Annotated in this window: 19 protein-coding genes; 10 read left to right on the forward strand and 9 right to left on the reverse strand. The window is 63.6% G+C overall.

Annotated elements, in window-relative coordinates; all coding sequences use genetic code 11:
- Nucleotides 1-121 precede the first annotated feature (121 nt).
- Entirely contained in the window at nucleotides 122-625 is a 504-nt protein-coding gene (locus tag ABIB06_RS33940; protein ID WP_354052305.1) for a GFA family protein, read from the forward strand.
- A gap of 253 nt (nucleotides 626-878) precedes the next feature.
- Nucleotides 879-2,540, forward strand: coding sequence for a thiamine pyrophosphate-binding protein (locus ABIB06_RS33945; protein WP_354052303.1), 1,662 nt, complete (start codon nucleotides 879-881; stop codon nucleotides 2,538-2,540).
- A gap of 116 nt (nucleotides 2,541-2,656) precedes the next feature.
- Here the strand turns inward: ABIB06_RS33945 and ABIB06_RS33950 are convergent, their stop codons facing one another.
- Nucleotides 2,657-4,036: an LLM class flavin-dependent oxidoreductase gene (locus ABIB06_RS33950; RefSeq protein ID WP_354052301.1), complete on the reverse strand. Its 1,380-nt coding sequence runs from the start codon at nucleotides 4,034-4,036 to the stop codon at nucleotides 2,657-2,659.
- 241 nt (nucleotides 4,037-4,277) lie between these two features.
- Here ABIB06_RS33950 and ABIB06_RS33955 point away from each other — a divergent pair, with 241 nt between their 5' ends.
- The 6 genes from ABIB06_RS33955 (at nucleotide 4,278) to ABIB06_RS33980 (ending at nucleotide 9,946) form a co-directional block, all read left to right on the forward strand.
- Complete coding sequence (locus ABIB06_RS33955; RefSeq protein ID WP_354052299.1) at nucleotides 4,278-5,687, forward strand: M20 family metallopeptidase; 1,410 nt, start codon at nucleotides 4,278-4,280, stop codon at nucleotides 5,685-5,687.
- Between the two features lie 98 nt (nucleotides 5,688-5,785).
- Complete coding sequence (locus tag ABIB06_RS33960; RefSeq protein ID WP_247339742.1) at nucleotides 5,786-6,697, forward strand: amino acid ABC transporter substrate-binding protein; 912 nt, start codon at nucleotides 5,786-5,788, stop codon at nucleotides 6,695-6,697.
- Nucleotides 6,698-6,826: 129 nt separating this feature from the next.
- A complete protein-coding gene (locus ABIB06_RS33965) occupies nucleotides 6,827-7,558 on the forward strand; it encodes an amino acid ABC transporter permease (RefSeq protein ID WP_247339743.1) in 732 nt (243 codons plus the stop codon).
- Between the two features lie 4 nt (nucleotides 7,559-7,562).
- Entirely contained in the window at nucleotides 7,563-8,255 is a 693-nt protein-coding gene (locus tag ABIB06_RS33970; RefSeq protein WP_247339744.1) for an amino acid ABC transporter permease, read from the forward strand.
- 12 nt (nucleotides 8,256-8,267) lie between these two features.
- Nucleotides 8,268-8,999, forward strand: coding sequence for an amino acid ABC transporter ATP-binding protein (locus tag ABIB06_RS33975; RefSeq protein ID WP_247339745.1), 732 nt, complete (start codon nucleotides 8,268-8,270; stop codon nucleotides 8,997-8,999).
- An 86-nt stretch (nucleotides 9,000-9,085) separates the two neighbouring features.
- Nucleotides 9,086-9,946, forward strand: coding sequence for a D-amino-acid transaminase (locus ABIB06_RS33980; RefSeq protein WP_354052296.1), 861 nt, complete (start codon nucleotides 9,086-9,088; stop codon nucleotides 9,944-9,946).
- A 134-nt stretch (nucleotides 9,947-10,080) separates the two neighbouring features.
- On the opposite strand, the gene ABIB06_RS33985 is transcribed toward ABIB06_RS33980, so the two are convergent.
- The 3 genes from ABIB06_RS33985 to ABIB06_RS33995 form a co-directional block, all read right to left on the reverse strand.
- Nucleotides 10,081-10,542: a carboxymuconolactone decarboxylase family protein gene (locus ABIB06_RS33985; protein WP_354052295.1), complete on the reverse strand. Its 462-nt coding sequence runs from the start codon at nucleotides 10,540-10,542 to the stop codon at nucleotides 10,081-10,083.
- A gap of 29 nt (nucleotides 10,543-10,571) precedes the next feature.
- Entirely contained in the window at nucleotides 10,572-12,188 is a 1,617-nt protein-coding gene (locus ABIB06_RS33990; protein WP_354052294.1) for an MDR family MFS transporter, read from the reverse strand.
- Between the two features lie 115 nt (nucleotides 12,189-12,303).
- The gene (locus ABIB06_RS33995; RefSeq protein WP_354052293.1) at nucleotides 12,304-13,485 is read right to left on the reverse strand and encodes an HlyD family secretion protein; all 1,182 of its coding nucleotides are present in this window, start codon (nucleotides 13,483-13,485) and stop codon (nucleotides 12,304-12,306) included.
- A gap of 270 nt (nucleotides 13,486-13,755) precedes the next feature.
- On the opposite strand from ABIB06_RS33995, the gene ABIB06_RS34000 reads away from it, so the two are divergent.
- Entirely contained in the window at nucleotides 13,756-14,667 is a 912-nt protein-coding gene (locus ABIB06_RS34000) for a LysR family transcriptional regulator (protein WP_247339755.1), read from the forward strand.
- Here ABIB06_RS34000 and iaaH read toward each other — a convergent pair.
- Both iaaH and ABIB06_RS34010 read right to left on the reverse strand, forming a co-directional pair.
- Nucleotides 14,662-16,083, reverse strand: coding sequence for an indoleacetamide hydrolase (gene iaaH / locus ABIB06_RS34005; protein WP_354069928.1), 1,422 nt, complete (start codon nucleotides 16,081-16,083; stop codon nucleotides 14,662-14,664). The genes ABIB06_RS34000 and iaaH overlap by 6 nt on opposite strands.
- A 75-nt stretch (nucleotides 16,084-16,158) precedes the next feature.
- Complete coding sequence (locus tag ABIB06_RS34010; protein ID WP_354069931.1) at nucleotides 16,159-19,608, reverse strand: indolepyruvate ferredoxin oxidoreductase family protein; 3,450 nt, start codon at nucleotides 19,606-19,608, stop codon at nucleotides 16,159-16,161.
- Nucleotides 19,609-19,761: 153 nt separating this feature from the next.
- Between ABIB06_RS34010 and ABIB06_RS34015 the strand changes: the two genes are divergently transcribed.
- Nucleotides 19,762-20,217 (forward strand): Lrp/AsnC family transcriptional regulator, encoded by a 456-nt coding sequence (locus tag ABIB06_RS34015; RefSeq protein WP_247339761.1) that lies wholly within the window; start codon nucleotides 19,762-19,764, stop codon nucleotides 20,215-20,217.
- Nucleotides 20,218-20,224: 7 nt separating this feature from the next.
- Here ABIB06_RS34015 and ABIB06_RS34020 read toward each other — a convergent pair whose 3' ends face one another.
- The 3 genes from ABIB06_RS34020 to ABIB06_RS34030 all read right to left on the reverse strand — a co-directional run bounded on the left by ABIB06_RS34020 (nucleotide 20,225) and on the right by ABIB06_RS34030 (nucleotide 21,985).
- Nucleotides 20,225-21,046: a DUF8737 domain-containing protein gene (locus ABIB06_RS34020; protein WP_354069933.1), complete on the reverse strand. Its 822-nt coding sequence runs from the start codon at nucleotides 21,044-21,046 to the stop codon at nucleotides 20,225-20,227.
- Nucleotides 21,043-21,570, reverse strand: coding sequence for a DUF8737 domain-containing protein (locus ABIB06_RS34025; protein ID WP_354052285.1), 528 nt, complete (start codon nucleotides 21,568-21,570; stop codon nucleotides 21,043-21,045). The genes ABIB06_RS34020 and ABIB06_RS34025 overlap by 4 nt, the downstream gene beginning before the upstream one ends.
- A 76-nt stretch (nucleotides 21,571-21,646) precedes the next feature.
- Nucleotides 21,647-21,985 carry a hypothetical protein gene (locus tag ABIB06_RS34030; protein WP_354052283.1) on the reverse strand — a complete coding sequence of 113 codons (339 nt, stop codon included), beginning with the start codon at nucleotides 21,983-21,985 and terminating at the stop codon, nucleotides 21,647-21,649.
- Nucleotides 21,986-22,174: the final 189 nt, after the last annotated feature.

Genomic DNA, 22,174 nt, shown 5'->3' on the forward strand with positions numbered 1-22,174 from the left:
CGAGCAACATCGTCGTCTCCAGGTTGGGTGGTATTGCAACCTCAGTCTGGCCTCAGACTTGGTCGCTATCCACTCCCCATGGAATCTTCGCTGCGCTCGCAAAGACGATGAGGGAAGCACCATGGCCAAAGCCGCAGTCGCCGCAGGTATTGCCACCGGCCAATGCCTCTGCGGCAAGATCACCTTCGAGATCGACGTCCCCGCACGCTGGGCCTGGCACGATCATTCCGCCGCCAGCCGTCGCGCCCACGGCGCTGCCTATGCGACCTATGTCGGCAGCTGGAAGAAGCGGTTTCGCATCATTTCGGGGAAAACGGCGCTCAGCCGCTACGAGGACAAGGCGACAAAGACCGCGCGCAGCTTCTGCACGCATTGCGGCACGCCGATCACGTACGAGCGCCCACGCGGCCCGCACATGGTCAACATTCCCCGCGCGCTGTTCAAGGAGCGCACCGGCCGCCAGCCGCTCTATCACATCGCAATCGAAGAGCTTCAGGAATGGGCCTATACCGGCGAGCCGCTGGTGCCGCTGACGGGTTTTCCGGGCGTGGTCTGGCAGCGCTCGAAAAAGAAAAAGCGAGCCAGCGGCGAAGATCCGTTCGATCTGGTGCGCGCGGAGATGTAGCGCACTCCACTCTCGTGCCCCGGACGCAGTGCGGTGCGAAGTGCCGCGCTGCTGAGCCGGGGCCCATGCCTCAGCGAACTCGGCGCAAATCTGGGTCCCGGCTCTGCGTCGCAACGTTGCACGTTGCGCCGCGTCCGGGACATGAGACCGTCCCGCGCAACGCAGCCATGACCGCTCTCCATTGCGCGCGTCCCGCGCTTTCGGCCATCATGCTTTCAGTCCTCGCGGCAGCGCCCGCGGGCCTGGAGGAAACATGAAGAACAAGATCACCGGCCGCTCCGCCTTTCTCGCGCTGCTCAAGGACGAGGGCATCACGCATCTGTTCGGCAATCCCGGCACCACCGAGCTGCCGATCATGCATGCGCTGAAGGACCATCCCGACCTCACCTATGTGATGGCGATGCAGGAGAGCCTGGTGGTGGCGATCGCGGATGGATATAGCCGCGCCTCCGGCAAGCTTGTCGCCTGCAACGTCCATGTCGCACCCGGCCTCGGCAACGCGATGGGCTCGCTCTACAACGCCCAGTTCACGGGCACGCCGATGATCCTCACCGCCGGCCAGCAGGAGCAAGGACACGGCTTGATGGAGCCGGTGCTGTATGGGCCGCTGGTGCGCATGGCCGAGCCGCTGGTGAAATGGGCCGTCGAGGTGACGCGGCTGGAGGATCTGCCGCGCATCGTTCGCCGCGCCGCCAAGGTTGCGACGACGCCGCCGACCGGGCCGGTGTTCATCTCGCTACCCGGCGACATCCTCAACAGCGAGGCCGGCATCGGTCTCGGCCGCTCCACCCGCATCGACGCGCGCACAAAGCCGTCGGACGAGGCGCTGAAGGCTTTTGCCGCGCGCCTGCTCAAGGCCGAGCGCCCCGTAATCGTTACCATGGATGAGGTGGTCAAGAGTGACGCGCTGAAGGAGGCCGCCGAACTCGCCGAGCTGCTGGGGGCGGCCGCCTATCAGTCCTCGACGCCCTACGGTTCGCACTTTCTCTCCGAGAGCCCGAGCTTCGTCGGCACGCTGGCGCGCGTGCAGAAGGTCGCGCGCGACATGCTCGCACCCTACGATCTTCTGATCGCGCTCGGCGGCGATCCCCTGCGGATGTCGGTCTATAGCGAGGTCGATGCGCTACCGGATGGTCTCGGCATCGTGCAGGTCGGCCTCGCCGATTGGGAGATTGCCAAGAACTACGGCGCCGAGATCGCGCTGAAGGCGGATCTGAAGGAGACGTTGCGCGCGTTGATTCCGGTGCTGAAGGAGATGGGCGGCGTTGCCCTGGCGAGCCGCGCGAAACAACGTCTCGCCGAGCTCGCACCGCAGAACTGGACCGCGCGGCGCGGCGCGCTGGTGGAGCAGATCGGCAAGGCCGCGGACCGTAGCCCCATCGATCCGGACTGGCTGGTGTTGCAAATGGTGGAGGCCATGCCCGAAAACGCCATCCTGGTCGACGAAGGCCTCACCTCCAGCCGCCAGATCACGGCGTTGCGTGCGCACCGCGACCGCTTCGGCTATCACGGTCTCGCCTCCGGCGGCATCGGCTGGGGCCTGCCGGCCTCGGTCGGCGCCAGCATTGCCAATCCGGATCGGCCGGTCGTCTGTTTCTCCGGCGACGGCAGCGCGATGTATTCGATCCAATCGCTGTGGACCGCGGCGCATCACAAGCTGCCGCTCAATGTCGTCATCGCCAACAATGGCGGCTACCGCATCATCAAGCAGCGCCTGCTCGCATTCCATGGCGACGACAATTACGTCGGCATGGATTTTGTCGATCCGCCAGTGGACTTCGCCGGGATCGCGAAGGCGCTGGGATGCGAGGCGATCAAGGTCAGCGATCCGCGGGAGCTAAAGGCGACGCTGGCGTCGGCGTTCAACCGTCCGGGGACGAAGCTGATCGAGGTGATGGTGGACGGGAAGGTGTAGGCACATCAACCGCCGTCATTGCGAGGAGCGAAGCGACGAAGCAATCCAGATTGTTTCCGCGGAGGGATCCTGGATTGCTTCGCTTCGCTCGCAATGACGAGGAGGCGGCAGCGGCACTACCCCGTCTTCCCCACCCTGAACCCCGCCGCCGGATGCGGCGCACCTAGCCGCGCGCGCCCCTCGCCAAACAGCTTCTCCCGCAGCGTGCCCTGCGCATACTCTTTCTTGTATCTTCCACGCCGCGTCAGCTCCGGCACCAGCATGTCGGCGATATCCTCGAAATCACCGGGCGAGATCGCGAAGGCGACATTGAGGCCGTCGACATCGGTCGCCTCGAACCACGCCTCGATCTTGTCTGCGACCATCTCCGGCGTGCCGACCACGACAGGACCGGCCCCGCCGACGCCGACATGCTCGATGACGTCGCGCACGGTCCAGACGCGGTCGGGATCGGCGCGGGTGACGTTATCGAGTGCGCTGCGGCCGGCATCGTTCTGGACATGGCGCACCTGCTGATCGAGCTCGTAGCCGGAGAAGTCGATGCCGGTCCATCCCGACATGAGGGCCAACGCGCCTTCCGGACTGATATGCGACCGGTAGTCGGCATATTTGGCCGCCGCTTCGGCTTCCGTGTTGCCGAGGATGATCGTCATCATCGAGAACATCAGGATCTCCGCGGGATTGCGGCCGAACGCGGCGGCCTCCTGACGGATCGCCGACACGCGCGGCGCGATCACCTTGGCCGACGGCCCGGACATGAACACGCATTCGGCATGCTTCGCCGCGAACTGCCGTCCGCGCGGCGAGGTGCCGGCCTGATACAGCACGGGCGTCCGCTGCGGCGACGGCTCGCTGAGGTGAATGGTGTTGTTGATGCGGTAGTTCGCGCCCTCGTGGTTGATGCGATGGATTTTTGTGGGATCGGTGAAGATGCCGCGCTTGCGGTCGCGCAGCACGGCGTCGTCCTCCCAGCTCCCTTCCCAGAGCTTGTAGACGACCTCCATATATTCGTCTGCGATCTCGTAGCGGTCGTCATGTCCGGTCTGCTTGTCCTTGCCGGCCCCGCGCGCGGCGCTGTCGAGATAACCGGTGACGACGTTCCAGCCGATCCGTCCCTCGGTGAGATGATCCAGCGTCGACATCCGCCGCGCGAACGGATAGGGCGGCTCGAAGGAAAGATTGCTGGTGACGCCGAAGCCGAGATTCTGCGTCACCGCCGCCATCGCCGACAGCAGCAGCAGCGGTTCGTTCGACGGCGTCTGCGCTGCATTGCGCAAGGCTGCGTCAGGGCTGTTGCCATAGACGTCGTAGACCCCGAGTACGTCAGCCAGGAACAGGCCATCGAAGCGGCCGCGCTCCAGCGTTTTGGCGAGATCGATCCAGTAGGGCAGGCGGTTATATTCGGCAGTGCGGTCCCGCGGATGGGTCCACAGGCCCGGTGACTGGTGCGCGACGCAATTCATCGCAAAAGCGTTGAGCCTGATCTGCTTGGCCATGATGGTCCCCCGGCGCCCTGTACCGGGCGCTCTTCGAATGATAGAGCTGCGCCCGAACTTGGCGAAGTTCTTGCATATAACTCGACCTTGGCAAGGCCAAAATCAGCGGTGCTGCTGCGCTTGGCAAGCCAATCTCAAGAGAGCAAGAACGAAATCCCAAGACTATCGAAGTCCCCGCCACTTTCGGAGGCCTGCCCGTCTCGGGTATGCTCCTTCGTCTCGCAACCTAAAAAAGAAAATAATGACCAGAGCCGATGCCATCGCCCGCGCCCGTGACGATTTCAAATCCGGCGTGTTCCTCGCCGAACTCGACCGTCGCGTCGCCTACCGGACCGAGAGCCAGAATCCGAACCGGAGCGTCGAGCTGCGCGCCTATCTGGAACAGGAGATGGTGCCCGCTTTCGCCGCGCTCGACTTCGAAAGCCGCATGGTCGAATCTCCCAACGGCAAGGCGCCGTTTCTGTTCGCCGAGCACCACGAGAGCGAGACGGCGCCGACCGTGCTGATCTACGGTCATGGCGACGTCGTCGACGGCATGGAGGGCGAGTGGCGCGACGGCCGCGATCCCTGGCGCACGACGGTTGCGGGTACGCGCCTCTATGGCCGCGGCACCGCCGACAACAAGGGCCAGCACAGCATCAACATGGCGGCACTCCGCGCGGTGCGCGACGCCCGCGGCGGCAAGCTCGGTTTCAACGCCAAGTTCGTCGTCGAGATGGGCGAGGAGATCGGCTCGCCCGATCTCGGCAAGGTCTGCGATCTCAATCGCGATGCGCTCAGGGCCGATCTGTTCATGGCCTCGGACGGGCCACGCCTGTCCGCCGACCGCCCCACACTGTTCCTCGGCTGCCGCGGCGGCATACGCATTCATCTCGATGTGAACCTTCGTGACGGCGGACATCATTCCGGTAATTGGGGCGGCGTGCTTGCCAACCCTGCGACCGTTCTGGTCAACGCGATCTCGACGCTGGTCGACGGCCACGGCCGCCTTCAGCTCGATGCGCTGAAGCCGCCCCGGCTCACCAACCAGATCCGCAGCTATCTTGCCGACGTGCAGGTGGTGCCGACCGAGGACGAGCCGGCGCTCGCTGAGAGCTGGGGCGAAGAAGGGCTGTCGGCGGCCGAGCGGCTCTATGCCTGGAACACGCTCGAAGTGCTGGCGATGTCATCCGGCAATATCGAGAAGCCGGCCAACGCCATTCCCGGCCACGCCAATGCCGTGCTGCAACTGCGTTTCGTGGTCGGCACCAAAATCGACGGCCTGATCGACGCCGTCCGCGCACATCTGGTCCAGAAGGGTTTTCCGATGGTCGAGGTGCGGGCGGCGCAGAGCTTTGCCGCCTCGCGCACCGATTTCGACAGCCCCTGGATCAAATGGGCGGCGGATTCGGTGCAGGAGACCACCGGCAAGGTGCCGGCGGTGCTGCCGAACTTCGGCGGCTCGCTGCCCAACGACGTGTTTTCCGAAATCCTGGGCCTGCCGACGATCTGGGTGCCGCACTCCTATCCCGGCTGCTCCCAGCATGCGCCCAATGAGCACATCCTGCTGCCATTGACCGAAGAGGCCTTGACGGTGATGGCCGGCCTGTTCTGGGATCTCGGGGAATTGCCAGGACCGCTCACACGTCCGCTAACACGCCCGCTAACCTGAGCGTTAACCTGAGCCGCCATCCAGTCGAAAGTCACATTCTATTCCGGCTTGTTTTGTGCTTGCATCCCGCCGGCATCATCCTGAAAGGGGACCAAAAAGTGAAACACTTCCGTAGCATCGGCCTCGCGCTCGCCGCGACCTTCGCCGTCAGCCAGGCTGGGGCCGAGGAGCTGACCGGTACGCTGAAGAACATCAAGGACACCGGCGCCATCACGCTGGGCTTCCGCGACTCCTCGATTCCGTTCTCCTATCTCGACGACAACCAGAAGCCCATCGGATTCGCGATGGACATCTGCTACAAGATCGTCGACGCCGTGAAGAAGGAGCTCAAGCTCGACAAGCTCGAGGTGAAGCTCAACCCGGTGACCTCGGCGACCCGCATTCCGCTGATGGCCAACGGCACCATCGACCTCGAATGCGGCTCGACCACCAACAATGTCGAACGCCAGAAGCAGGTCGCCTTCACCAATACCCACTTCCTGACCGCCAGCCGCTACGTCTTCAAAAAATCAAGCGGCCTGAAGTCGATCGACGACCTCAAGGGCAAGACGGTGGTCTCGACTGCCGGCACCACCAACATCAAGCAGCTCACCGAAGCCAATGTTGCGAAAAGCCTCGGCGCCAACATCATTCCGGCCAAGGATCACGCCGAATCCTTCCTGATGGTCGAGACCGACCGCGCGGTCGCCTTCGTGATGGACGACATCCTGCTCGCGAGCCTCGTTGCCGGCTCCAAGTCGCCGGACGACTACGTTATCTCCAAGGACGCGTTCTCCAAGCCTGAGCCCTACGCCATCATGCTGCGCAAGGACGACGCGCCGTTCAAGAAGGTGGTCGATGCGGCGACCGCTGCGGTCTACACCTCCGGCGAGGGCCAGAAAATCTACGACAAATGGTTCACGGCCAAGATCCCGCCGAAGGGTCTCAACCTCAACACCCCGATCTCGCCCGAGCTGAAGCACGAGTTCGCCAAGCCGAGCGACTCGCCGAATCCGGACGACTATAAGTAAGCTCCGATCCGTCCTGGAATCAGGACTTGGGGATCAAAATGATGTCCGGCCACTCTTGACACCAGGGTGGCCGGACATTTGCATAGGCGCCCGGGACATCTGTGATTGGCGCGTTCGCGCGGGGGACACGTGAACTACCACTGGAACTGGGGAATTTTCTTCGAGCCCAACCCGATGGGGACCGGCACCTATCTCGACATGCTGCTGTCGGGACTGGTGCTGACCCTCAAGACAGGCGTGCTCGCCTGGATCATCGCGCTGATTTTCGGCACGATCGTCGGCGTGCTGCGCACATTGCCGTCAAAGACCGCGTCCTGGATCGGCTTTTGCTGGGTCGAATTCTTCCGTAACATGCCGCTGCTGGTGCAGCTGTTTCTGTGGTTCTTCGTGCTGCCGGAATTGCTGCCGAAATCGGCCGGCACTTGGCTGAAGCAAATGCCGAACGCACCGTTCTGGACGGCGGCGATCGGCATCGGCTTCTTCATGTCGGCGCGCGTCGCAGTGCAATTGCAGGCCGGCGTCGGCTCATTACCGCGCGGGCAGAGGATGGCCGCGACTGCGCTGGGCCTGACCACTGTGCAGGGCTACCGCTACGTGCTGCTGCCGATGGCGTTCCGCATCATCCTGCCGCCGCTGACCTCCGAATTCCTCAACACCATCAAGAACACGGCCGTGGCCATCACCATCGGCCTGCTCGAGCTCACCGGACAGGCGCGCTCGATGCAGGAATTCTCGTTCCAGGTGTTCGAGGCCTTTACCGCCGCGACCCTGCTTTATCTCCTCGTCAACGTCGTCGTCGTGACCGCGATGCGCTTCCTCGAGCGCTGGGTCGCGATCCCCGGCTACATCACGGGGAAATAGCGCCATGTTCAGCAATCTCGATTTCGACGTCATCCGCCGCGCACTGCCCTATCTGTTCTACGAAGGCATGACGTTCACGCTGATGCTGACGGGGCTCGCGGCACTCGGCGGCCTGGTCTTCGGCACGGCGATCGCGCTGATGCGGTTGTCCGGCTACAAGACGCTCGGATACGTCGCCGGCGTCTATGTCGACTTCATGCGCTCGCTGCCGCTGGTGCTGGTGATCTTCTGGTTCTACTTCCTGGTGCCCTATATCGGGCAGTGGCTGACCGGCTCGTCGCGGCCCATCAGCGTCGGCGCGTTCGCGTCCTCGCTCATCACCTTCATCATGTTCGAGGCCGCGTACTTCTCCGAGATCATGCGTGCCGGCATCCAGTCGATCTCGCGCGGCCAGCCTGCCGCGGCCAACGCGCTGGGGCTGACCTACGCCCAGACCATGCGCTACATCGTGCTGCCGCAGGCGTTCCGCAACATGCTGCCGGTTCTGATCACGCAGACCATCGTGCTGTTCCAGGACACCTCGCTGGTCTACGTGCTGTCGATTACCGACTTTCTGGGAGCTGCGAGCAAGGTCGCGCAGCGCGACGGTCGTTTGGTCGAAATGTATCTGTTCGCCGCAATCGTCTACTTCACCATCTCCTGTGTCGCATCCTACGGCGTCCGCCGCCTCCAGGCGCGCATCGCCATCATCCGTTAGAGCGTATCGGTCATGATCGAAATCAGCCACGTCGACAAATGGTACAGCCCGACCTTCCAGGTGCTGACCGACTGCACCACCAGCGTCACCAAGGGCGAGGTCGTGGTGGTCTGCGGACCCTCGGGCTCGGGCAAGTCGACGCTGATCAAATGCGTCAACGCGCTCGAGCCATTCCAGAAAGGCGACATCAGCGTCGATGGGACCAAGGTCAACGATCCCAAGACCAATTTGCCGAAGCTGCGCTCGCGGGTCGGCATGGTGTTCCAGCACTTCGAGCTGTTTCCGCATCTGAAGATCATCGACAATCTCTGCCTCGCACAGCAGAAAGTGCTCGACCGGTCGCGCGACAAGGCGGTGGCGAAAGGCATGCAACTGCTGGAGCGCGTCGGCCTGAAGGAACAGGCGCAGAAGTTTCCCGCGCAACTGTCCGGCGGCCAGCAGCAGCGCGTGGCGATCGCCCGCGCGCTCGCGATGGATCCCATTGTCATGCTGTTCGACGAGCCGACCTCGGCGCTCGACCCCGAAATGGTGAGCGAGGTGCTCGACGTCATGGTGGACCTCGCCCATGAGGGCATGACCATGATGGTCGTCACCCACGAGATGGGCTTTGCCCGCAAGGTCGCCAATCGCGTGATCTTCATGGATCGCGGCGAGATCGTCGAGGACGCCCCGAAGGAGGATTTCTTCGGCAAGCCCCGCAGCGACCGCGCGCAGAAGTTCTTGTCGAAGATTTTGTCGCATTAGTCGTCTGACGCCAAATAGGGTTTATCGGCGCCTGCGAATTTCGTATAGCAGCGGAAGTTCCGTTTATTCCCGCCAGGAGACCTGCCTTGGACTCGATCGCCTACGTCAACGGCTCATTCGTCCCGCTCTCGGACGCTAAAATCTCGGTCCTCGATCGCGGTTTCCTGTTCGCCGACGGCATCTACGAGGTCTCGGCGGTGCTCGACGGCAAGCTGATCGACAACGTCTCGCATCTGACGCGGCTGGAGCGCTCGGTCGGCGAAATTAAGCTAAAGCTGCCCGAGACGGTCGAGCGCATCACCGAGATCCAGAAGGAGCTGATCGCGCGCAACAAGGTCGCGAATGGCCTCGTCTATCTCCAGGTCACGCGTGGCGCCGACAAGGGCCGCGACTTCGCCTTCCCCAAGGGCGACGTCAAGTCGAGCCTGGTGATGTTCACCTCGGAGAAGGACATCATCAACGCGGCGTCGGCCAAGACCGGCATCAACGTCATCACCGTGCCGGACATCCGCTGGGAGCGGCGCGACATCAAGAGCGTCGCGCTGCTGGCCCAGGTGCTTGCGAAACAGGCCGCGGCCGAAGCCGGTGCAGGCGAGGCCTGGATGCTGGAGGACGGCTACGTCACCGAGGGCGGCTCGTCGTCGGCGTTCATCCTGACCCAGGACGACGTCATCGTGACCCGCAAGAATTCCAACGCGATCCTGCCGGGTTGCACCCGCAAGGCGGTGGTGGCGCTTGCGGAAGAGCGCCAGCTCCGCGTCGAGGAGCGTTCCTTCACGGTCGCCGAAGCGCTCGCCGCCAAGGAAGCTTTTGCCACCTCGGCGTCGCTGTTCGTCCAGCCGGTGGTTGCGATCGACGGCAAGCAAGTCGGCGATGGCAAGCCTGGCCCGATGGCAACGCGGCTGCGCGAGATCTATGTGGAGTTCGCCAAGGCGACGGCGGTTTGAACCACTACTCAGCTATCGTAGGGTGGGCAAAGGCGCGCTTGCGCCGTGCCCACCTCTTCTCTCGCGGTTGCTGAAGCAAGGTGGGCACGCTTCGCTTTGCCCACCCTACGAGACTTATCTGCGAGCGGCGCAGCTCACGCCACCGACGCCTTCACCTTCACCGGGTGAACCGCACGGAACGCGATCGCCAGCCTGTTCCAGGCATTGATGGCTCCGATCAGCATCGTCAGGTTCACCGTCTCCGCCTCGGAGAATTGCGCGCGGACCTGCTCGTAGACGTCATCAGGCGCGTGCGTCTCGGCGATCAGCGTCACTGATTCGGTCCAGGCCAGCGCGGCGCGCTCGCGGTCGGTGTAGAGCGGGGATTCGCGCCAGGCGTTGAGCAGATAGATGCGCTGCTCGGTCTCGCCGCGCTTGCGGGCGTCCTCGGTGTGCATGTTGATGCAGAAGGCACAGCCGTTGATCTGCGACGCGCGGATCTTGACGAGCTCGATCAGCGATTTCTCCAGTCCCGTCGACTGGATCTGCTCTTCCAGCGCCATCAGCGCCTTCATCGTGTCGGGTGCGGCCTGGTAGAAATTCATGCGGGGTTTCATGGTCGTTCTCCTTGCTTGCTGGGTTGATGTCAGTGGGCGCTGCCGGCCGAGGCATGGCCGGCCTTCCTCAGGAAGAGGGTAGCGATCAACGCGACGATCAGTGCCACGCCGAGCAGATAGAAGGTGTCGCTGAAGGCGAGGATATAGGCCTGCTTCTGCACGATATGGCCGATCGCGACATAGGCGCGATGCGACGCGTCCGCACGGTCGAGGATGCCGTGATTGACGAAGTATTGGGTGAGCTGTTCCAGCCGCGTCCGCGTCGCCTGCTCGAACACCGAGACCGACTGCATCAGCACGTTGGAGTGATACTGCTCGCGCTTGGTCAGCAGGGTCTGCAACAGCGCGATGCCGACGGCGCCACCGAGATTGCGCATCATGTTGAACAGGCCGGAGGCCGAGCCCGCGTTCTCCGGTTCGATGCCTGACGTCGCCACCGCAGACAGCGGCGCCATCACCAGCGCCTGCCCGATCGCACGAACCACGTTGGGCCAGAGCAATTGATCGGCGGCATAGTTGCCGGTCATGTAGATGTTCATGAAGTTGGAGGCCGCGAACAGGACGAAGCCGACGCCGATGATGAGCCGCGCATCGAGCTTCTGCATCAGGCGTGGCACCAGCGGGATCAGCAGGAGCTGCGGCAGGCCGGTCCAGGCCAGCACCATGCCGATCTGCTCGGCATTGTAGCCCTGGATGCGGGCCAGATATTGCGGCAGGATGAACACCGAACCGTAGAGCGCGATTCCCAGCAGGAAGTTCGCGAGCATGCCGAAGCCGAAATTGCGGCGCACCAGCAGGCGCAGGTTCAACAGCGGCTTCTTGACCGTGAGCTCGATGATCAGGAAGGCGGTCAGCGCAACGGCCGCGATGACGGACAGCTTGACGATGAAGGGCGACCCGAACCAGTCGTCCTTGTTGCCTTCCTCCAGCACGGTCTGCAGCGCCGACAGTCCGATCGCCATGGTAATGATGCCGGCCCAGTCACCGTCGCGCAGCAACGACAGCTTCATCGGCTTTGCGTCCAGCGCGTACCAGAGCATGCCGACCATGATCGCGCCGGGGACGACATTGACGTAGAAGATGTACTGCCAGCCAAAATTCTCGGTGAGATAACCGCCGATGGTTGGGCCGATCGCGGGCGCGAACGTCGCCGACAGCGCAAACAGCGCAAGCCCGACCGGCTGTTTTCCGCGCGGCAGCAACGTGATGATCAGCGTGAACGCCATCGGGATCAGCACGCCGCCGGTGAAACCTTGCACCGCCCGCAGCACGATCATCTGCGGCAGGTCCTGCGCCAGCGCACAGGCGGCCGACAGGATCAGGAACAGGACCGCGTTGGTGAGGAGATAGATGCGGATCGAAAACACCTGCGCCAGCCAGCCGGACAGCGGGATCACCACGATCTCCGCGATCAGATAGGAGGTCGAGATCCAGCCGCCGTCGTCGATGCCGGCGCCGATCGCGCCCTGGATGTCGGCGAGCGAGGCGTTGACGATCTGGATGTTCAGCACCGCCATGAAGGCGCCGAGCGTCGCGCCGATCACGGCGATCCAGGTCTTGGTGGAAACCGCCGGCGTGGCGGGAGCGGCTCGAGCGGGAATGCCGGCGGCGGAAGCGGCGTTCAGGGCGGGTTGGAGAGTGCTCATGGAAGGCCTCGTCTCGGATACGGAGGCAGGATGCATCAGGCGAGTGTTTTCGATAATCGAGGAAGCGTTGGAAGGATCGTCCGGCAGGACTTGATAATGCTGCCGGAGTTGGCCTTTAGCCGCCGTTGGGTCGCGTCGCATTGTCGGCGAGGCGCTTGGCCGTCTCGCGCTCGGCCAGCACGGTCGCCTTGGTGTCGACTGTCGGCTGCGCCGACATACCGGGGCGCAGCAGCCCGGTCAGGCGGTGGTCGTCGAGCACGATCTTCACCGGTACGCGCTGCACGATCTTGGTGAAATTCCCGGTGGCGTTGTCGGGCGGCAGCAGTGCGAATTCGAGGCCGCTCGCCGGCGACAGGCTGTCGACATGGCCGCGCAGGATCTGGTTGCGGAAACTGTCGACATGCAGTTCGACCGGCTGGCCGGCGCGAACATGGGTGAGCTGGGTCTCCTTGAAATTGGCGACCACATAGACCGCATCGAGCGGCACCACCGCCATCAATTGCGTGCCCGCCTGCACGAACTGTCCCACGCGCAGTGAGCGGGCGCCGACCGTGCCGTCGACCGGCGCGGCAATCTCGGTGTAGGAGAGATTCAGCGTCGCCTGCTCCGCGACCGCGCGCGCGTGTTCGAGCTGGGCTGTGGCCTGCGCGCGCTGGGTGGTGAGTACGTCGATCTTGCGCTGTGCGGCCACGAGGCCCGACTTCGCGTGTTGCAGTTGCGCGTTGCTGGCGCGCAACGCAGCGTCAGTCTGCTGGGCGCGCTGGATCGTGCCGGAGCCCGACTTCATCAAATCGTCGTAGCGGGCGCGCTCCTCCTGCGCGAATTTCAGATTCGCGTCCGCGGCAGTCACATCAGCCGTGCTCTGCTCGATGATAGGCTGCTGAAGTTCGAGTTGGGCATCGAGGTTACGCACCGACGCTTCCGCCGCAGCCACATCGGCGCGGGCCTGGTCGAGCGCCGCCTTGAAGTCGCGGCCGTCGATCTTTGCCAGCACCTGGCCCGCTTTGACCTTTTCGTTGTCGCTGACCAGCACCTTGGCGATATAGCCCGAGACTTTTGGCGCGACGATCGTGGAGTCGGCCTTCACATAGGCGTCGTCGGTTGTCTCGAGGTAGCGCCCGGTGGTCCAGTAATCGTGTCCGTAATGGACAATCGCTGCCGTGCCGGCGAGAAGAGCGAGCACCAATGCCGCGCGCCGGACGATATTCCGCGCCGGCACCGGAAGCGGAACCTTGGGGTTATCATGAGTGATTTCAGTCGCTTGCTGGAAGTTTTCGGTGCGGGGCATCTCGGACATCGCGATCTCCTATCGGCTGCCTGAGAGTATCGGTCTTCCCGACTCGCGCGATAATCGGCAAAATGCCGGAAAGATTATCCATTTTGAGTGGATAGTTGGGGCCATCGCTTGGGTGTGGGGTGTACCGAGCCAGAGGGGCAACTGCCCCAGAGCGATTGCCGCGTCTGTCGCGCGATTGCTGCTAATGCATGCGCGAACCGTGGGACGATCGGACGGATAATCCGACTAAATTCCTTGCGATTATCGATCAAGAGCGGATAATCAGCCTGCATGGACCGATTGACCAGCCTTGAAGTCTTCAGCCGGGTGGTCGAGACCGGCGGCTTCTCTGCAGCGGCCCGTAAGCTCAACATGTCGACCACCATGGTGAGCAATCACGTTCAGGCGCTGGAAGACCGGCTCGGCGTGAGGCTGCTCCAGCGCACCACGCGCAAGGTCAACCTCACCGAGATCGGCAGGGCCTATTACGACCGCTGCATCCAGATCCTCGCCGATATCGAACAGGCCGACGATATCGCGAGCGAGTTGCAGTCGGTGCCTCGCGGCACGCTACGGATCCACGTTGCCACGCACATGGTGCCGTTCGTCGCGCCCGTGGTGGCGAAGCTCCTGTCGACCTATCCAGAGCTCAGGATTGATCTGCGCATGGGCGAAGCCGACATCGACCTCATCGAAGAAGGTTATGACGTTGCCCTGCGCATGACCTCACCGCCGGATTCGAGCCTGATCGTCCGCAGCCTCGCCACCTGGCGCCACGTGCTGTGCTGCTCGCACGACTATCTCGAAAGGCACGGTCGCGTGCAGAAGCTCGATGAGCTCACCGCGCACAATTGCGCCCGTCACTTGAACTATCCGTTCGGCGACGATTGGCGCTTCTTCGATCGCAAGGGCACGCCGGCATCGGTGCGAATTTCGGGCAGCTTCATCACCAACAGCGGTGAGGCCTTGCGAAAGGTGGCGCTGGAAAGCGCTGCCGTCTGCCTGATGGCGGGTTTTCTCGTCCAGGACGATCTCGAAGCCGGTCACCTCGTTCGCCTTCTGCCAGAATATCGTCCCGTCGAGATGTCGATGAACGCGGTCTATCCGCACCGGCATCATCTGTCGGCGAAGGTCAGGACCTTCATCGACATGCTCGTGCATCACAGCGCCGAGCAGCAGAAGCTGATCAATCCCTACTCATGACCGGGGCGGCGCCGGCAGCCGCCCGAACACTTTTTCGAGCGCCATGCCGACCGCAAGCAGGCAGCGATCGCTGCCTGCGGGACCATCCAGCTCGAGCCCGATCGGCAGTTTGCTGACCGCGCCGAGCGCAATCGGAATCTGGATTCCGGGAAGCCCGGCATTGCTGCCGGGATCGGTGTTCTGGATGAACAGGCCAAAATTTTCGGGGCTGCTGGCGTCGGGGTTGGAAGCGATCGCAACGCGCGGCGTGGTGGGGAAGGCGATGGCGTCGAGCCGGTTGTCCGCAAAGGTCCTGCCGTAGAGCGCCTGCAGGGCGGGACGCGCGGACTTGATGGCGGCCTCATAGATCGGGCCGGCATCGACCAGGGTATTGTCGGGACCAGGCAGTTTGCGCGGGATCACGAGGCCATCATAGGTATCCTTGACGTCGGGGCTCGCGATCTCCCGCGCCAGTGCGTCGATGGTGATGCCGGTGCCGGTGCCTGCGAGATAGGCCACCATGTCGTCATAGGCCTCGTACAGCGCGATGGGAAAGCCGACCTGGCCGTTGAGTTCGGCCAACTGCGGCATCTCGATCTCGAGGACCGTGACGCCCTGTGTCTTCACTTTCGCGATCGCCGCCTGGAAGGCGGCATCGGTGTCGGTATCAAGATTGATCAGCATCGACCTCACGATGCCGATTCGTATCTGCTTCAGATCAGCCGGTTGAACGGCGTCGCCGCCCGCAATGACGCGGTCGAGCAGTTCGACATCCGCCATGGTCGCGGCCATCGGGCCCGCGGTGTCGCGGGTGTGCGAGATCGGCGCGATGCCAGCTTGCGGATAGCGTCCGACCGTCGGGCGCAGCGAGGCACATCCATTCAGTGCGGCGGGCACGCGGACCGATCCGCCAGTGTCGGTTCCGAGCCCGCCCGCAACGATCCGCGCGCCGATCGCGGCACCCGTGCCAGACGAGGAGCCGCCCGCGATCAGGGCACGGTCATAGGCGTTGCGCACGCCGAACTCCGTGCCGGTCTTGAACGCAGTGTTGTAGCCGGAGATGCCGAAGGCGAGCTCGTGCATGTTGGTCTTGCCGATGATGATCGCGCCCGCCGCGCGCAACTTTGCGACAACAGGCGCGTCAGCCTTCGGAACGTATTGCTTCAGCGCCGGCGTTCCTGCGCTACAGGGAAGCTCCGCGACCTCGATATTGTCCTTGATCACGATGGGCACGCCGCCGAGAGGCTTGCCGTCGCCCGTCGCGTCGAATGCGGCCGAGGCCTTCAAGGCACCAGCCTCGTCCAGGGTGACGAAGGCATTCAGATCGGCATTGGCCTTGGCGCGGGCAAGAGCTTCCGTCGTGAGCGCGGTGCTCGTGATTTTTCCGGCGCGGAGGTCGGCCACGGCCTGGGTCAGGGTTAACCGGTCGAAATCCATGATGCGTCACCCGATTGCAGGAGCGCCATCAGGGCGCCCCTCAGCTTCAGAGGCTGAAGCCTCATCGGCGCCCCGTCAACCGTAGGCGCGCATCTTTGCAGGTGACGGCGCATCGAGCTCGGCGAAGAGCCGTTCGACCTCGGCCTTCACCTTTCCAATCGCGGCGTCCTTAACCGGCCCGTAGCCGCGGATATCCATCGGGGCTTTTGCAATGGCGATGAGGTCAGGCAGATGCGCTGCGTCGAGCCCGCTGAGAAGCCGGTTGATGACGCGATCGTACCAGGTGATCAGCTCCCGTTCGGCGCGCCGTTCCGCCGTGTAGCCGAACGGATCGAACGGCGTCCCGCGCAATCCCTTCATCCGCGCGAGCATGGCAAGTGGTGTCTGGATCCATTGCCCGAAGGCGCGTTTGCGCGGACGTCCGCGGGCGTCGCGCCTCGACGGCAGGAACGGCGGGGCGAGGTGATATTGGATGCTGAAGTTGCCTTCGAACTCGCCTTTCAACGCGTCGAGGAAACCACCCTGCATGTGCAGCCGCGCCACCTCGTACTCGTCCTTGTAGGCCATCAGCTTGAACAGGGCGCGCGCGACGGCCTCGGTCAACGCCTCGCTGTTCAAATTGGCTTCGGCATTGCGAACGTTTGCAACGAGTGTCCGATAACGCGTCGCGTAGACGCGGTCCTGATAAGCAGTGAGGAATTCGGCGCGGCGGTCGATCAATTGGTCGAGCGTCTCGGTCTTGGGCGACTCGTCCGTCTTCGGCAGAAAGTCCGGATCGGCAGTCGCGATCCGGCCCCAGGCAAAGGCCTGCTTGTTACGCTGGACCGCGACGCCGTTGAGCTCGATCGCGCGCAACAGCGCCGACAGCGAGACCGGCAGCAGCCCGCGCTGCCAGGCAAAGCCCAGCATGATGATGTTGGCATAGACGGCATCGCCGAGCAGGCGCTCGGCAAGCGCGTTGGCGTTGATGGTGTCGAGATTGCCGTCGCCGATCACCTGGCCGATCGCGCGCAGGCGAGCGGGTGAAGCGAGATCGGCGTCGCGGAAACGGACGACGTCACCGGTCGGCATTTCCGCGGTGTTGACCGCGGCGCGCGTGCCTTTCCGATAGGTGCCGGACGCCTTTGGCGACGAACTGACGACGAGGTCGCAGCCGATCAGCGCATCGGCCGCGCCCTGGTCGATACGCACCTGATGCAGCGCCTCGGGGGTTGGCGCAAGCCGGATATAGCTCAGCACCGGCCCGAATTTCTGTGCAAAGCCGGTAAAATCCAGCACCGAGACGCCGCTTCGTTCGAGATGCGCCGCCATGCCGATCAGCGCGCCGACCGTGATCACGCCAGTGCCGCCGACGCCCGTGATGAGCAGATCATAGGGACGGTCGAGCGTTGCGGGCGCGGGCAGGGGAAGCGTGGCCGCGTGGCCGACCGCGTCGATCTGGCTCGCGCTCTTCTTTCGGCGCGTCGCACCCTCAACGGTGACGAAGCTCGGGCAGAACCCGTTGAGGCAGGAGAAGTCCTTGTTGCAGGATGAGAGGTTGATCTGGCGCTTCCGGCCGAACGGCGTCTCCTTGGGCTCGACGCTGAGGCAGTTGGATTCGACCGAGCAGTCGCCGCAGCCTTCGCAGACGAGATCGTTGATATAAGCAAAGCGTTTGGGGTCGGCCATCTCACCACGCTTGCGCCTGCGCCGTTTCTCTGTGGCGCAGGTCTGCTGATAGATCAGCACTGAGACGCCGGAGATTTCGCGCAGCTCGCGCTGCACGCTGTCCATCTCGTTGCGCGGATGGATGGACACGCCGACAGGCAGGTCCCCTGGCGAAAATTGCGTGGGATCGTCCGACACCAAGGCGATGCGCGAAACGCCCTCGGCGCGGACGCTGTGCGCGATGGCGTGCACGCTGACCGGGCCGTCAACAGGTTGGCCGCCGGTCATCGCGACCGCATCGTTGAACAGGATCTTGTAGGTGATATTGGCTTGAGCCGCGATCGCCTGCCGGATCGCCATCGAGCCCGAATGATAATAGGTGCCTTCGCCGAGATTCTGGAAGACGTGCTTGTTGCCGGTGAAACGTGACGAGGCCGCCCAGTTCACCCCTTCGCCGCCCATCTGGATCAGCGACGATGTCTCGCGGTCCATCCAGCTCGCCATGAAATGGCAGCCGATGCCGGCCAGCGCCTTCGACCCCTCCGGCACTTTTGTTGAAATGTTGTGCGGGCATCCGGAGCAGAAATACGGCGTGCGCGTCGCACCAGAGACGTTGATCGTGCGGGCGGCTTCCGGCAACAGGGTCGCTGCCCGCGCGGCGAGATTCAGGCCTGGGAACATCGGATCGAGCCGGCGTGCGAGCACCCCGGCGAGCGCACGCGGTGACAATTCGCCGATCCAGGAGATCAGCCGCGCGCCGGTCTCGTCATGCTTTCCGACCATGCGCTCGGGCTTTGCGCCGGGATAGTCGTAAAAATATTCCTTGAACTGGCTCTCGATGATGCCGCGCTTCTCCTCGACCACGAGGATCTCGCGCTTGCCCTTCACGAACGCCATCGCGTCATGCAGCGCCAGCGGCCAGACCATGCCGACCTTGTAGATGTCGATGCCGATGCTGCGGCAGGCCGCTTCGTCCAGGCCCATCAGACGCAGCGCTTCCATCAAATCGAGATGCGCCTTGCCCGTGGTGACGATGCCGTAGGTGGCGCCCGGGATGTCGTAGATGTGACGGTCGATCGGATTGGCCTTTGCGAAGGCGTAGACCGCGTGCTTCTTCGCCTCCAGCCGCTCCTCGATCTGCGGCCCCGGCAGATCGGGCCAACGATAGTGCAGCCCGCCCGGCGGCGGCGCGAAGTCCGGCGTGTGGAAGGCGCGCGGCGGGCGCAGCGCAACGGACGCGCCGGATTCCACGATCTCCGAGATTGCCTTGAAGCCCACCCACATGCCGGAGAAGCGGCTCAGCGCATAGCCATATGCGCCGAACTCGAGATATTCGGCGACGCTGGCGGGGTGCAACGTCGGCATGAACCAGCTCATGAAGGCGACGTCGGACTGGTGCGGCATCGAGGATGAGACGCAGCCATGGTCGTCGCCGGCGACCACCAGAACGCCGCCATGCGGCGAGGAGCCGTAGGCGTTGCCGTGCTTGAGCGCATCGCCGGAGCGGTCGACGCCGGGACCCTTGCCATACCAGAGCCCGAACACGCCATCGACCTCGCGGTCGGCTTGCGTCTCGACCTGCTGCGAGCCCAGCACCGCGGTCGCGGCAAGATCTTCGTTCACTGCGGGGAGGAATTCGATGCGGTCGCGCTTCAGCCGCTCCTGGATGCGCCACAGTTCCAGATCGACGCCGCCGAGCGGCGAGCCGCGATAGCCTGAGATGAAGCCGGCCGTGTTCAGCCCCGCGGCACGGTCACGCCTGATCTGGTCCAGCGCAATGCGGACGATGCCCTGCGTGCCCGTGAGGAAGACGCGTCCCTCGTCGCGATCGTAGCGGTCGGAGAGCTCGTAGGCGTCGAGTGACGGAATGGCGTCCATGGCGGATCTCCCGCGGCATCTTTGCCGAATGGGAGAAGAGTAGGCTTGGGTGACTGGTAGGTCTTACCTGATTTTCCCGATGACTGGCCTGTTCTGGTAGAATTATCCGGTACGGTCTATAAGGTGGTTGGATAATCCATCTTAGTGGTTTGCATGATCGAAGACCAGGACGCGCGGATTCTCGCCTACCTTCAGAGGGACGGCCGCGCCACCAACCAGCAGCTCGCCGACGCGGTCGGCATGTCGACCTCGGCGTGCTGGCGCCGGGTGCGTGCGCTGGAGGAGAGCGGAGCCATCCAGGGCTATGCGGCCCTGGTCGCGCGCGAGCAGGCGGGCTTTGCGATGTCCGCGATCCTCCACGTCTCGCTGGAACGACACGACGCAAAATTCGTCGACGAGTTCGTCGCGCGGGTGACCACGCGGCGTGAGGTGCTGGAGTGCTTTGCGACCACGGGCGATGCCGATTATCATTTGCGTGTCGTGGTGCAGGACATGGCGGCCTACAACAGATTCCTCGACGAGTTCATGTTCCGCATCCCCGGCATTCGCTACGTCCGCAGCAACGTGGTGCTGAAGGAAATCAAGACCAGCGTCGCACTGCCGTTTTGAGGCAACTTCATCCGCGCCGCAGTTGGCGCAGCGACAGCATATGCAACAGGATCGAGCTCGGCACCACGAAGGCAGGGGTCAGCACATTCGGAAAGGTGTCTACAGCCATGGCCGGGCCCTCTGGAATGATGAGCTGGAACGGGCCGGGCGACATGATCATCCCCAAGGTGATCGCGACGGCCAAATCAGCGAGGCCGAAGATGTTCCAAAGCATCGCCGCTTTTCGACCCTCGGCCGTTCCGGTCGCCACGGCAATCGCCGCCGGTACCGCGAACAGGCCGGTCAGCACATCGCCAGTTCCTGCCGGCAGCGCCCATAGGCCCGGCATCACCCCCCACAGCCAGTAAACGAGCCATTGGCTGCCAAAGACGCGGTAAACCTGCAGGGCGATGAGCCACGTCATCGGCATTGCATCGAGCAACTGGCCCACCCGCTTCGACAACAGCAGTACCGGAGTCCCGACGATCACCGGCAGCAGGATCGCCGCTGGAAGCAGCGGCAAGGAGGAAGCGCCCGCGCGGAACGCGCCGTTGATGGCTGCCGTCCAGGCGACGGCGGCCCAAAGCGTGAAAGGGGCCATGACGGCTAGCCAGGTCGCCTGGCGTTGTCTTGGTGTCAACGCGGTGCCTTCGAGGCCGAGCCACAATCCAAGCGCGATGAACCCATGGACCATCAGCCGAACGCCAAGGGCCGGAAAGCCGCTCTCCGGAAGCGTGGGTAGCGCGTAGATCAACCAGGTCCACAGCGTCGTGAATGCAACGATCCACGTCAGGGTGAGCCAGGCGGGCCGCGGGGCCATCACGCCAGCGGAAACAGTATCGGCGTTCATCGGCGTTCCTCCCGCTGCGTCACGGTGGTTTCTTCCGCTGATCCGGCCCTCAAGAGAAGCATGAAGACGAGAATATGGCTGACGAGCAGCAGCGGCACGTAGAGGGCCGGGATATAAATTCCGGCGCCGAACAGGCCCGGATTCTGGATTTTGGTTACGCCCATGTAGTACGCGTTTAAAAGGTCCAGCGTGCCCCAGACGTTGAATATCCAGACCATCGGAACGGCGATCGACCATCGCCAGGACAGCGCTGCCATCGACATGAGCGCGAGCGTGGCGGCGATGAGATCTCCCCATCCGACCTCGCTGGCGAAATCCGGGCTCAACTCCGAAGACACGAATCCGGCAACCATGAAGTTCATCCCCAAGAACCTGAACGCATGGAACGCAGCGAGAAGTCTCAGGGCGTCATGGCGCGGCATGGCGCGGAGCGCCGGCCAAACATAGATGGCGGCCACCACCGAGCTTGTCAGGAAAGCCCCGGCGACGCTGAGAACGAACGGAAGGTTAAAGCTCGGTGGCACGTTCGGATGTCCTTGTGATTGTCCGTCCGGTCGAGTGAGTCGAAGCCGGTCGTTTCGATCCGGCGTCGACGCGCGCTCAGGGTTTGGTCATGAGCAGCCGGAGCGGCATCAGCGGACCGACTGCAATGTATTCGTGATCGATGAGATCCTGCTTGGCGAGCGGCAGGGCGTCCATGATGGCGCGCCCTTCGATGACATCCTTGACATCCAGCAGGAAGACGGCTCCGCGCCCGTCGGACCGCGAATACCATTCACGAACCTTTCCATTGAGATAGAGCTGTACGGTCTGCCTGATTTCATCGGGCATGACGGCCATGACCTGTTCGCGTGTGACGCCTGGCTTGACGGACAGGATGACCATCACCCCGGTTGTGGGCGATGCGGCTTGTGCTTGGGCAGGGGATGTATCGGCCATGGAAGTCGCACCTATCAATGTGAGGGTGAGTGCCAAGACGGCGTGACGGATTGCTTTCATCGGTCTCATTTCTCCGATCACGGCGGTCGCCGTGGTGTCGCGAGTGTCAGCGCATGCAGCGGTGCTGCTTGCAGGCCGGATGTAAGTCTGCTTTGCACCGGCGACTATTCGCGATAATGTTGATGGGGT

It is taken from the genome of Bradyrhizobium sp. LB8.2 (assembly GCF_040548035.1).
Taxonomy (GTDB): Bacteria; Pseudomonadota; Alphaproteobacteria; order Rhizobiales; family Xanthobacteraceae; genus Bradyrhizobium.

Bases quoted from the DNA above. Each gene is read 5' to 3' on its own strand.
- ABIB06_RS34020 (WP_354069933.1), bottom strand. From the start codon at position 21,046: ATGAACGCCGATACTGTTTCCGCTGGCGTGATGGCCCCGCGGCCCGCC.
- ABIB06_RS33970 (WP_247339744.1), top strand. From the start codon at position 7,563: ATGTTCAGCAATCTCGATTTCGACGTCATCCGCCGCGCACTGCCCTAT.
- ABIB06_RS33985 (WP_354052295.1), bottom strand. From the start codon at position 10,542: ATGAAACCCCGCATGAATTTCTACCAGGCCGCACCCGACACGATGAAG.
- ABIB06_RS33955 (WP_354052299.1), top strand. From the start codon at position 4,278: ATGACCAGAGCCGATGCCATCGCCCGCGCCCGTGACGATTTCAAATCC.
- ABIB06_RS34000 (WP_247339755.1), top strand. From the start codon at position 13,756: ATGGACCGATTGACCAGCCTTGAAGTCTTCAGCCGGGTGGTCGAGACC.
- ABIB06_RS34030 (WP_354052283.1), bottom strand. From the start codon at position 21,985: ATGGCCGATACATCCCCTGCCCAAGCACAAGCCGCATCGCCCACAACC.
- ABIB06_RS33990 (WP_354052294.1), bottom strand. From the start codon at position 12,188: ATGAGCACTCTCCAACCCGCCCTGAACGCCGCTTCCGCCGCCGGCATT.
- ABIB06_RS33995 (WP_354052293.1), bottom strand. From the start codon at position 13,485: ATGTCCGAGATGCCCCGCACCGAAAACTTCCAGCAAGCGACTGAAATC.
- ABIB06_RS33950 (WP_354052301.1), bottom strand. From the start codon at position 4,036: ATGGCCAAGCAGATCAGGCTCAACGCTTTTGCGATGAATTGCGTCGCG.
- ABIB06_RS33975 (WP_247339745.1), top strand. From the start codon at position 8,268: ATGATCGAAATCAGCCACGTCGACAAATGGTACAGCCCGACCTTCCAG.
- ABIB06_RS34010 (WP_354069931.1), bottom strand. From the start codon at position 19,608: ATGGACGCCATTCCGTCACTCGACGCCTACGAGCTCTCCGACCGCTAC.
- ABIB06_RS34015 (WP_247339761.1), top strand. From the start codon at position 19,762: ATGATCGAAGACCAGGACGCGCGGATTCTCGCCTACCTTCAGAGGGAC.
- ABIB06_RS33940 (WP_354052305.1), top strand. From the start codon at position 122: ATGGCCAAAGCCGCAGTCGCCGCAGGTATTGCCACCGGCCAATGCCTC.
- ABIB06_RS33945 (WP_354052303.1), top strand. From the start codon at position 879: ATGAAGAACAAGATCACCGGCCGCTCCGCCTTTCTCGCGCTGCTCAAG.
- iaaH (WP_354069928.1), bottom strand. From the start codon at position 16,083: ATGGATTTCGACCGGTTAACCCTGACCCAGGCCGTGGCCGACCTCCGC.